The 11,226-nt window shown below is 71.6% G+C and carries 7 protein-coding genes; 5 read left to right on the top strand and 2 right to left on the bottom strand.

Annotated elements, in window-relative coordinates; genetic code table 11:
* The first annotated feature begins 4 nt into the window (after window positions 1-4).
* Window positions 5-3,523, top strand: a complete 3,519-nt coding sequence (locus ACGFIS_RS22880; protein WP_392972394.1) for an amino acid adenylation domain-containing protein — start codon at window positions 5-7, stop codon at window positions 3,521-3,523.
* A 23-nt stretch (window positions 3,524-3,546) separates the two neighbouring features.
* Here ACGFIS_RS22880 and entS read toward each other — a convergent pair whose 3' ends face one another.
* Entirely contained in the window at window positions 3,547-4,890 is a 1,344-nt protein-coding gene (gene entS / locus ACGFIS_RS22875) for an enterobactin transporter EntS (protein ID WP_392906863.1), read from the bottom strand.
* Between the two features lie 77 nt (window positions 4,891-4,967).
* Between entS and panD the strand changes: the two genes are divergently transcribed.
* The 4 genes from panD to ACGFIS_RS22855 all read left to right on the top strand — a co-directional run bounded on the left by panD (window position 4,968) and on the right by ACGFIS_RS22855 (window position 10,244).
* The gene (gene panD, locus ACGFIS_RS22870; RefSeq protein ID WP_392906861.1) at window positions 4,968-5,375 is read left to right on the top strand and encodes an aspartate 1-decarboxylase; all 408 of its coding nucleotides are present in this window, start codon (window positions 4,968-4,970) and stop codon (window positions 5,373-5,375) included.
* Between the two features lie 8 nt (window positions 5,376-5,383).
* Window positions 5,384-6,994: a (2,3-dihydroxybenzoyl)adenylate synthase gene (locus tag ACGFIS_RS22865; RefSeq protein ID WP_392906859.1), complete on the top strand. Its 1,611-nt coding sequence runs from the start codon at window positions 5,384-5,386 to the stop codon at window positions 6,992-6,994.
* 280 nt (window positions 6,995-7,274) lie between these two features.
* A complete protein-coding gene (locus tag ACGFIS_RS22860; protein WP_392972392.1) occupies window positions 7,275-8,495 on the top strand; it encodes an ISAs1 family transposase in 1,221 nt (406 codons plus the stop codon).
* A 315-nt stretch (window positions 8,496-8,810) separates the two neighbouring features.
* On the top strand, window positions 8,811-10,244 hold the full coding sequence (locus tag ACGFIS_RS22855; RefSeq protein WP_392972390.1) for a DUF222 domain-containing protein: 1,434 nt from the start codon (window positions 8,811-8,813) through the stop codon (window positions 10,242-10,244).
* An 87-nt stretch (window positions 10,245-10,331) separates the two neighbouring features.
* Here the strand turns inward: ACGFIS_RS22855 and ACGFIS_RS22850 are convergent, their stop codons facing one another.
* Window positions 10,332-11,009, bottom strand: a complete 678-nt coding sequence (locus tag ACGFIS_RS22850; protein WP_392906856.1) for an alpha/beta fold hydrolase — start codon at window positions 11,007-11,009, stop codon at window positions 10,332-10,334.
* Window positions 11,010-11,226: the final 217 nt, after the last annotated feature.

Here is an 11,226-nt window from a genome sequence, read left to right as displayed (position 1 = left end):
TGGCGTGTCCGATTCAGGGCTGACCTGGGAAGATCTGCACACCGCGCTGGCCGAGGTGCTGGGCGAGCGCGCGGCGGCGGACGACAACCTCATCGAGCTCGGGATGGACTCGATCCGGCTCATGCAGCTGACCGGCCGGCTGCGCCGCCGCGGCGTCGAGATCCGCTTCGCCGAGCTGGCCGAACGCCCCACCCTCGCCGGATGGTGGGACCTGTTCGCGGAGAAGGGCCAGGTCGAGCCATCGGCGGGGCCTGCCGCCACCGCTGCCGGTGCCGCTGCCGGTGCTGCTGTTGGCGGTGCTGTTGGCGGTGCTGTTGGCGGTGCTGCTGATGGAGGTGCCGCCGGCCTCGACCCAGGGGACGTCGAGCCGGGAGATGTCAGTCCGGGGGATGTTGAGCCGGGGGACGTTGAGCCGGGGGACGTTGAGCCGGACGGGCCGTTCGCGCTGGCGCTGATGCAGCACGCGTACTGGATCGGCCGTGACTCAGGCCAGTCGCTCGGCTCCGTCGCCGCGCACCTGTACGTCGAACTGGACGGCCGCGCGATCGACCCCGTCCGGTTCGAGCAGGCCGTCCGCGCCCTGGTGAAGCGGCACCCCATGCTGCGCGTCGCCGTGTCCGACGGCGGCACGCAGCGCATCCTGCCCGAACGCCCCGAGCCCGCCGTGACCGTCCACGACCTCCGCGGCGTCACCGACCCCGGCGCCGAACTGGAGGCGATCCGCGCGGAGATGTCGGAGCAGCGGCTCCCGATCGAGGACGGCCGCGTGTTCGACGCCCGGCTCAGCCTGCTGCCCGCCGGGACCGCCCGCCTCCACCTGGACGTCGACATGGTCGCGGCCGACGCGATGAGCTACCGCGTCATGCTCGCCGACCTCGCCGCACTGTACGAGGGCGAGACCCTCGCGCCGATCCGCTACGGCTACGCCCGCTACCTCGCCGACGACCCCCGCGCGGCAGCACGCGAGCAGGACCGGCGGTGGTGGGCCGACCGGCTCGCCGGCCTTCCCGGCCCGCCCGAGCTGCCGGTCGTCCCCGAACCCGGCGACCGCGTCGAGCGCAAGCACCATTGGCTCCCGCCGGACGACAAGGACCGCCTCCTCGCCCGCGCCCACGCCGAAGGCGTCACCCCGGCGATGGCCCTCGCGGCGGTGTTCGCCGAGGTGATCGGCGCATGGTCGGCGGCGCCCCGCTTCCTGCTGAACCTGCCGCTGTTCCACCGCGAACCCGTCCACCTCGACGTGGACCGCATCGTCGGCGACTTCACCGGATCCATCATGCTGGAGGCCGACCTCACCGCCGACCTCCCGTTCGCCGAGCGCGCCCGCGCCGTCCAGGCGAACCTGCACACCGCCGGCGCGCACAGCGACTACTCCGGCCTGGAAGTGCTGCGCGACCTGTCCAGGCTGCGCGGCGAGCAGGTCCTCGCGCCGATCGTCTACACCAGCGCGCTCAGCCTCGGCGAGTTGTTCGGCGGCGCCGTCCGCGAACGCTTCGGCGAACCGGAGTGGATCATCTCGCAGGGCCCGCAGGTGCTGCTGGACGCGCAGGTGACCGAGGTGTCCGGCGGACTGCTGCTGAACTGGGACGTCCGCCGTCCCGCGTTCCCCGAGGGTGTCGCCGGGGCGATGTTCGACGCCTACACGGCCGCCATCACCCGTCTCGGCGCGCCCGGCGCCGACTGGGACGTGCCGCTGGGCATCGCCGCGACGCCGTCCCAGCTCCGCGTCCGGCACCGCCTCAACGCCGTCCCGGCACCGCCGCCCCGGACGCTGACCGAGGGCTTCTTCGACCACGCCCGCCGCCGCCCGGACGCCCCCGCCCTGCACTGGGGCGACGACGGGACGCTCACCTACCGTGACCTGGCCGGCCGCGCCCTGGGCATCGCCTCCGCGCTGGCCGCCGAGGGCGTGCGACCGGGCGACCGCGTCTCCATCGAACTCCCGAAAGGCCCGGACCAGGCCGCCGCGGCGCTCGGCGTCCTGGCCGCCGGCGCCGCCTACGTCCCCATCGGCCCCGAACAGCCCGAGGCCCGCCGCGCGAAGATCCGCGCCACGGCCAGGGTCGCGGCGTCCCTCACGCCGGACGGAATCGCCGATGCCGAGCCCCTGGCCGAGCCGGTCGCGGCCCGTCCCGACCAGGTGGCCTACGTCCTGTTCACCTCCGGTTCGACGGGTGAGCCCAAGGGTGTCGAGGTATCGCACGGTGCGGCGATGAACACCATCGGCGACCTCGTCGAGCGGTTCGGGATCGGCCCGGACGACGTCACGTTCGGGATTTCGGCCCTCGACTTCGACCTGTCGGTGTTCGATCTGTTCGCGCCCTGGTCGGCGGGCGGCGCGGTCGTCGTTCCCGGCGAGGACGAGCGGCGCGACGCCGCCCGCTGGAGCGAACTGGTCCGGAGCCGGTCGGTGACCGTGCTGAACTGCGTTCCTTCGGTGCTGGAGATGCTGCTGCGGACGGGCCCGGCGGAGAGCCTGCGGCTGGTCCTGCTCGGCGGCGACTGGGTCGGCACGCACCTGCCCGCGCTGCTGGAGGAACGCGCGCCCGGATGTCGTTTCGCGGCCCTCGGCGGCACGACCGAGACCGCGATCCACTCCACCGTGCAGGAGGTCGCCGGGGAGGTGCCGTCCGACTGGCACGCCGTCCCGTACGGGGTTCCGCTGCGCGGCGTCGCGTGCCGGGTCGTGGACGAGCTGGGCCGGGACCGTCCCGACTGGGTGACGGGCGAGCTGTGGATCGGCGGCGGCGGCGTCGCCGACGGCTACGCCGCCGACCCCGCGCGCACCGCGGACCGCTTCGTCGTCCGCGACGGCACCCGCTGGTACCGGACCGGCGACCTGGCCCGCTACCGCCCGGACGGGACGCTGGAGTTCCTCGGCCGCCGCGACCACCAGGTCAAGGTGCGCGGCTTCCGGATCGAACTCGGCGAAGTCGAGGCGGCGCTCCTCACCCATCCCGCCGTGGGACGTGCCGTCGCGCTCATCGCGAACGGCCGCCTGGCCGCCGTCGCGGCGGCGTCCCCGGGTCTGGACCGCGACGCGGTGCTCGCCCATGTCCGCGGCCTCCTGCCGCCGCACATGGTCCCCGAACTGCTCGTCCGCGTGAACGAGCTGCCGCTCACCGCCAACGGCAAGGTCGACCGCAGAGCCCTCACGGCCCTGGCCGCCGCCGAGGCGGGGGAGGCCGCCGGCGCCTACGCCGAGCCGAAGACGTCACTGGAGCGGGTGCTGGCCCGGATCGTCGCCGAGGTGCTGGGGAGGGACCGCGTCGGCGCGGACGCCGACTTCTTCGCGCTCGGCGGCGACTCCGTCCTCGCCACCACCGTGATCGCGCGGCTGCGCGAGGCGCTCGACACCACCGCGCTGCCCGTCCGGGTGCTGTTCGCCGAGCGGACCGTCGCGCGCGTCTCCCGGCGCTTCACCGAACTGGAGGAGGAGCCGGGACGGCTTGAGGCCGTCGCGGAGATCTGGCTGGAGGTCGACGCCATGACGGAGGAGGAACTGGCCGCCCGCCTCGGATGACGGCCGCGCGGAGCGGAGCCGGATCAGCCCCGCTCCGGCTCCGGCTTCTTTTTCGGCTCCGGCTTCTTTATTGGTCCCGATCCCGGTCCCGGTCCCGCTTCCGGGACGGTTTGCGGTTCGCGCTTCGGGCGGATGGTCGCGGTGCGGAGCCCGGTGAGGGTCAGCGCCAGCACGAGCGCGAGAACGGCGCTGACCGTCCCGTAGACCACGATCGCCGCACCCGGCGCCAGGTAGCGGCCGAGGGCCCCGGCGCCCAGCGACCCGATGGCGCCGCCACCCGTCTCCTGCGCGGCCCACAGCGCGTTGACCCGCCCCAGATGCGAGTCGGGCGTGTGCGACTGGATCAGCCCGTACCGCAGGATCTCCTCCACCGACTCGACGAACCCGTACGCGAACAGGATCGCGACGGCGAGCGCCGGGTGGCGGGCCAGGCCCAGGCAGGCGAGCGAGGCGAAACCCGTGACGGAAGCGACGAGCAGGGCGAGCCCCGGCCGCCGGAACGTCCCGGCCCAGCCGCTCGTCACGGACGCCAGGACCGCGCCGCAGGCCGGCGCGGCGAACAGCAGCCCGACCGTGGTGGGCCCGCCGTCCAGGCTCCGCGTCGCGAACGCGGGCATCAGAACCGGGATGCCGCCCGCGACCATGAACAGCAGCCCGAGAAGCATGAGGGAACCGACCACACGATGCGACGCGACGAAGCGGAAACCGTCCCCGACGGCTCTCAGCGGGTTCGTCTCCGGCTCGTCGCCGACGGCGGGTTTGAGCGGCGGCAGCCTGGTCAGTAGCGCGATCGTGCCGAGGGTCCCCGCCGCCGCGGCGGCGTAGTTCCAGCCGACGCCGAACGCCGACACGACCAGCCCGCCGAGCGCGGGCGACACCATCGACCCGAGCCGGACGGTCAGCGCGTTCAGCGCCCCCGCCGCCACCAGCTTGTCCGGCGCGACCAGGGACGGCGTTGCGGCCAGCAGCGCGGTGACGCTGACACCGGTCGCGAGGCCGTCCCACGCCGCCAGCACGTACAGGGCGGTGACCGACGGGGACGGCAGGAAGGCGTTGACAGCCAGCAGGACGAAGCCCACACCGGCGGCCGTCCGCGCGCGCAGCATCAGCCGCCGCCGGTCGTACCGGTCGGCCAGCACCCCGCCCCACAGGAATCCCGCGAGAAGCGCGAAACCCTCGGCGGCGGCCACCGCGCCGACATGCACGGTCGACCCGGTCAGCGCATAGACCTGCACGGGCAGCGCGACGGCCAGCATGCCGATCCCGAAGACCGAGACGGTGCGGGCGATGAACACGTTGCGGAACGGCCTGCTGTCGCGCAGCGGACCGATGTCCATGACCACGCGGCGGGCCAGTCGCCGGAGCATCGTCGGGGTTCTCCTCTGCCGGGGGAGTGGCTAAGGTAAGCCTAGCCTTAGTTGTTCTTGAGGAAGAGGGCGAACCGGTGCAGCGCATGCTGATGAACGGAAAGATCCACCGTGCGACCGTCACCCAGGCGGACCTGCACTACGTGGGCTCCCTGACGATCGACGCGGACCTGATGGAGGCCGCGGACATCGTCGAGGGCGAACAGGTCCACGTCGTCGACATCACCAACGGCTCTCGTCTCGTCACCTACGCCATCCCCGGGGACGCGGGCAGCGGAGTCATCGGCATCAACGGCGCGGCGGCCCGCCAGGTCCAGCCCGGCGACATGGTCATCATCATCACCTACACGTCCGTGGACGACACCGGCCGCGACGGCCACGAGCCCCGCGTCGTCCACGTGGACGCCGCCAACCGCATCGTCGCCCTCGGCTCCGACCCGGCCGAACCGGTCCCCGGCGCCCCGGCCCAGCTCGCCGGGCGGTGAGCCCGCCGATGGACACCGACGGCTTCACTCCCTGGCCGGCCGACCTCGAAGCACGCTACAAGGCCGAGGGCTACTGGACCGGCCGGCTCCTGGGCGACGTCCTGCGCGGCGACCCGGACAAGACCGCCCTGATCGCCGGCGACGACCGCCTCACCTACGCGGACCTGGACGACCGCGCCTCCCGCACCGCCGCCGGCTTCCTGCGCCTCGGCATCCGCCGCGGCGACCGCGTCGTCGTCCAGCTCCCGAACACCACGGGCTTCGTCGTCACGTTCCTCGCCCTGGTCCGGATCGGCGCCTCCCCCGTCCTCGCCCTCCCGGCCCACCGGGACAGCGAAATCCGCTACCTGTGCGAGCTGTCCGAGGCCCGCGCCTACATCTGCGCCGACCGCGACGGCGACTTCGACTACCGCCCGATGGCCCGCACCCTCCCCGTAGAGCACGTGATCGTGGACGGCGACGCAGCTGAGTTCACCGCACTCTCCTCGCTCTCCTCACTCGCCGCGGTGGGCGCGGTGGCCGCGGCCGATGCCGATCCGATGGAGATCGACGGACCCGTTGCGGCCGACGTCGGCGTCTTCCTGCTCTCCGGCGGCACGACGGGCCTGCCGAAGCTCATCCCGCGGACCCACCGCGACTACGTCTACAACCTGGAGGCCAGTGCCGAAGTCTGCGGTTTCACCCGCGACACCGTCTACCTGGTCGTCCTCCCCGCCGCCCACAACTTCGCGCTCGCCTGCCCCGGCATCCTCGGCGTCTTCGCCACCGGCGGCACGGTCGTCCTGTCCCCGTCCGGCTCCCCGGACGAGGCGTTCCCCCTGATCGAGCGCGAACGGGCGACGGTGTGCGCGATGGTCCCGCCGATCGCCCTGCTGTGGCTGGACGCGGTGACGTGGTCGGACGAGGACGTGTTTTCGCTCGAACTCCTCCAGGTCGGCGGCGCCAAATTCGCCGCCGAACGGGCCGCCGAGGTGCCGGACGTCCTGGGCTGCCAGGTCCAGCAGGTCTTCGGCATGGCCGAGGGCCTCCTCAACTACACGCGGCTGGACGACCCTCGCGAACTGGTGGAACGGACTCAAGGCCGCCCTCTCTCACCGGCCGACGAGATCCGCGTCGTGGATGGCGACGGCGAACAAGTCGCCCCCGGTGAGGTGGGCGAACTCCTCACCCGCGGCCCGTACACCCTCCGCGGCTACTACCGCGCCCCCGAGCACAACGCCCGCTCGTTCACCCCGGACGGTTTCTACCGCACCGGCGACCTCGTCCGCGAACTCCCGACGGGTCACCTCGTCGTGGAGGGCCGCGAAAAGGACCAGATCAACCGAGGCGGCGACAAGATCTCCGCCGAGGAACTGGAGAACCACCTCCTGGCCCACCCGGCGATCCACGACGCCGCCGTCGTCGGGCTCCCCGACCCGATGATGGGGGAACGGACATGCGCGTTCCTCATCGTCAGGGAGAGCGAAAAGGCGCCGGTCCTCCGCGAGGTCAAGGAATTCCTGCGCGAGCGAGGCGTCGCCGCGTACAAATTCCCGGATCGGATCGAGGTGGTGGATTCCTTTCCGCGCACCCCTGTCGGCAAGGTCAGCAAGAAAGTGCTTGCCGTCGGCATCGGTTGACAGTATCCGGCCTGGCCTGTCCCCTCGACATCGGCTGCGGCTCACCTTTGCTCGGCTCACCTTTGTTTGGATCACCTTTGTTCGGGTCGCCTTTGCTCGGGGTCACTTTCACTTGGATCGGCTTTAAGGGAATTGTTCATTGGGCGGCGGAGGCGGCGCAGCGTAAGGGGCCGCCCCTCCGAAGTCAAGGGCGCTTCGCAGGGCGATTTCAAGGTTGCCTGTTTGGGGTGTCCGTGCCCTTATGGCCGGATCGGCTGTCGTCACGTAGGGTGACGCCGGAATGAAGATGACCTTCTGTTCGGGATCATGGGAGTTCTCACGCTTCCAGCCCCGGACAAGAAGGTCATCGGTGTCAGTCTCGCATGCTCGTACGTTGCCGTGTCTGCTGGAAGCCTTGGAGGGCTTGACCGATCCGCGTAAGCGCAGGGGGATCCGGCATCGGCTGGTGGCGGTGCCGGCGGTTGCGGTGGTGGCGACGCTGGGCGGGGCCCGCAACTACCGGGAGATGGGGTCGGCGGCCGAGGACTTCTCCCCGGCCCTGCTGGAGTTGCTGGGGGTGCGGTGGCATCCGTTCAGGCGGCGGCGGGTCGCCGCCGGTGCCGGCACGATCCGGCGGGTGCTGATCGGGGTGGACGCCGATGCGCTGGACCGGGTCATCGCCGATTGGCTGCGGGCCTGCGCCGCCTGCGACCAGGGTGGATGGCAGATCGCGCTGGACGGCAAAGACCTGCACGGCGCCTGGGACGGTGATGGGCGGCTGGTGCTGTTCTCGGCGCTGGTCCACCGCCGCAGAGGGCGGGACCCGGTGACCCTGGCGCAGATCGCGGTGCCCGAGGGCACCACCGAGACCACCCAGGTCACCACCCTGCTGGACGACCTGGACATCGACGGGGCGCTGGTGACGATGGACGCCGCGCACACCTGCGCCGCCACCGCCCGCCACCTGGTGGACAACAAGAACGCCGACTATCTGATGGCGGTCAAGGGGAACCGCGAAGCGCTGTACGCCGCGTGCAGGCGCGTCGCGGCCGGCCTGGTGTGGGGTGGGCAGATCCCGCATGTGGTCACCGAAACCGGCCACGGCCGGATCAGCACCTGGACCACCTGGAGCACCGACCTGGCCGACGGCGACAAGGTGAGGCTGCCGTATGCGGCCCGCCTGGCGGTGATCCGCCGCGACATCGCCGACCTGGCCGGACAGCCCACCAGCAAAGAGATCGTCATGATGGTCACCAGCCGCGCCACGATGACCAGCGCAGACTTCCACACCAGCACCCGCGGGCACTGGTCGATCGAGAACCTGGAGCACCGGCCCCGCGACACCGTGTGGCAAGAAGGCGACCAGCAGGCTTACCTGGGCAACGGCCCCCGCAACACCGCCGCCCTGCGCAACCTCGCCCTCGGCGCCCTGGCCATCAACGGCATCACCAAGATCACCGAAACCGTCCAGAAGATCGGCCGCCACCACGACCGCGCAGCCCCACTACTCATGCTCACATAGCGTCACAACAATCCGTCGCCGACGACTTTGAAATCGCCCTGGGCGCTTCGCGTCGCTTCGCGATGGGACTCCGTCCCACCCTTGGCTTCGGAGCCTCTGCGACCCCTCATGCAGCGTTCAAACGGGCAGGCTCCGCCTGCCCCACCTGGTCGCGCCGCCCCCACCGCCCAGCCAAGACCCTGCAAGGGAAAAGGCCACTTTGCGGCTTATGGTCGCTCTATGCGTCACTCTGGCTATCCATATGGTGACAATAATCGAACTCTAATCTGAGTCGTTGGGGCCGTATCGCGATGCCGGGCGCGATAGCATTCGTACATGCGTTCGATGACGATCGACCTCGATGAGGCGTCCACCATGGAATTGGTGAACGCTCTTTCGGAGATCGCCGCCGAACTCGCCGAGCGTGCCGCCCCGGAATCTGCGGCGGCGTGCCTGGAACTCACCGAAGCGCTTGCGGTCGCCACCGACAAGCAGGAGGCGGCCCTCGCCGGATTCATCGGAGTGGTGGACGGCGCCCGCGAAGTTCAGCGCTGGGGATTTCCGTCAACGCAGTCCTGGTTGCGGAATCGGCTCGGCATGCGCGACGCCCGCGCCAAGGAACGTCTCACCCTGGCCCGCCAGCGGCACCGCCTGACCGAGATGACCGGCCGGTGGACGTCGGGGTCGCTGTCGTCCGGGTACGCCGCCACCATCGCCGGTGCGGTCGCACGCCTGGACGACACCGACTGCGCCGCGGCCGAGGCGATCCTGCTCGGCATGGTCGATCAGGACTTCTCCGCCGGGAAAGTCGCCTCGTTCGGCCGCCGGATCCGTGACGTCATCGCCGAGCGCGACGGTACCGAGACTCCCGACGCCGACTCCCGGCGCGGGTATGAGCGGTCCTGGATCGACTCCACCCGGTCGCTGGACGGCGGCCGGTACATCAAGGGCTGGCTGAACGCTGAGGACACCGCCATCTGGGACGGGACACTCGGCCCGCTGGCCAAGCCGGCCGGGGCCGACGACCGCCGTGACCTGTCCGAGCGGACGGCCGCCGCGCTGTCGAGCGTGCTGTCGGGCGGGCACAAGGCCACCAAGGTCACCGTCATCTGCGACCTGGACACCCTCACCGGCGGCACCACGCCCGCGCGGTTGACGGACGGAACACCGATCCCCGCCGAGCAGGCCCGCCGCATCGCCCTGTCCGCCGGGGTCTCGCCGCTGTTGCTGGGACGCGGCCACCTGCCCCTCTACCTCGGGTACCGGGAGCGGTTCGCCACCCCAGGCCAGCGCCGCGTCCTGGAGACCCTTTACCCGACGTGTGCGGTGCAGGGCTGCGAGGTTCCCGGGACGTTGAGCGAGGTCGACCACGTCAAGGGCTGGGCGTTGGGCGACAGCCCCACCGACATCGACCAACTCGCCCTCGTTTGCGGGTGGCACAACCGCTGGAAGGCCGGTCACCCGTCCCGGCTCACCATCACCAAGGAACAGGACGGCCGCTACAGCTACCGCGCACTGCCTCCCGGCCGGACGGTTCCCACCCCTCAGCCCGCTCAGCCGTCGGCCGACGTTCCCCGCCCCGTTGCATCACACATGCCATTGGACCCGCGACCGGAGCCGAGCATCCCGAACCTGTGGGAGCAGGCTCCGAGCTCGACCGCGGCCCTCATACCCGACCGGAACCGTCCCCGCCGTCGGCGCAACTACCCGAAGGCCCGGCCCGCCCGCCAACTTCGCCTCCGCGGCCAACGCCAAACCGGTGGCCCCTGACCGGCCAAGTCCCAACCCCCGTCACCACGCGCCTGTGGCGACGCCCTGCCCAGGGTTCAGCTCCCGATGGTTCGCCCGTGCTGCTGGTCACGGATCGGCGACCTCGGCTATCAGCGCCATCACGGCGTCGAGGTGATCCGGAGTGGTCAGGTGGCCCATGCCGGGCAGGATCCGCAGGTCGAGGTCCATGGTCCGGCGCACTGCCGGTGCCAGGCGACGAGGTGGGAGGAACCGGTCGTGCTCTCCCGTACCGACGATGCAGGGCCTGTCGGTGCGGCGGGCGAGCAGGTCGGCGGGCAGGGGCGGCGGGGCCAGGGTGGTGCGGCAACTGGCGGCCATGAGAGTCATCCACTCGACTTCGTTCCCGGGCGGATCCTCACCGGGGGCGACGAACAACCGCAGCATGCCGCGGGTGTGTCCGGGCGTGGGACGCGGCAACCACAGGGCAGAAGCCACCGCCAGTGCCGGGTCCACCGTGAGACGGATGAACCCGGCCGGAGAGACGAGTGCCCGCGCCGCGATCCGGGGGGAGTCGGCGGCCAGGGCCACCGCCGCCCCCAGCGAATCGCCCACCAGCACGACGCGGTCCAGGTCCGCGGCCGCCAGGACCTCGTCCAGGACCCGGCCGTACCAGGCCGCCCGGCCCCGCCGGGGCCGGTGCGACCGCCGCGTTGAAGCCGGTGCCGGGTACCAGGACGATCCGCGGCCCTTGGTGTCCGGCCGACACGAGCGCCACCCGGCCGCCGCTGGTGTCCACCGTCGCATGGGTGAGCGGGAAGCCGGCCGCGACAGAGCATCCGAACACCACTGCCGGACGGCGCGCCGGCCCCGTGAACTCTTGTACACGCCGGACACTGCGCCAGCGTGCCCGCCGACACGAGATCCGTCCACTCCGCCCGACTCCACCAGCACTACCCGACCTTCCCGGACGCGGACATCAGATCCTCCCGCAGCGTCCCGCTCGCCGTGTCGGGGCAGGAGC

Origin of the sequence: Spirillospora sp. NPDC048824, assembly GCF_043198455.1 — a bacterium.
Lineage (GTDB): Bacteria > Actinomycetota > Actinomycetes > Streptosporangiales > Streptosporangiaceae > Spirillospora.
Note: the sequence above shows the minus strand (reverse complement) of the source record. Positions and strands in the feature narration are given on the sequence as shown.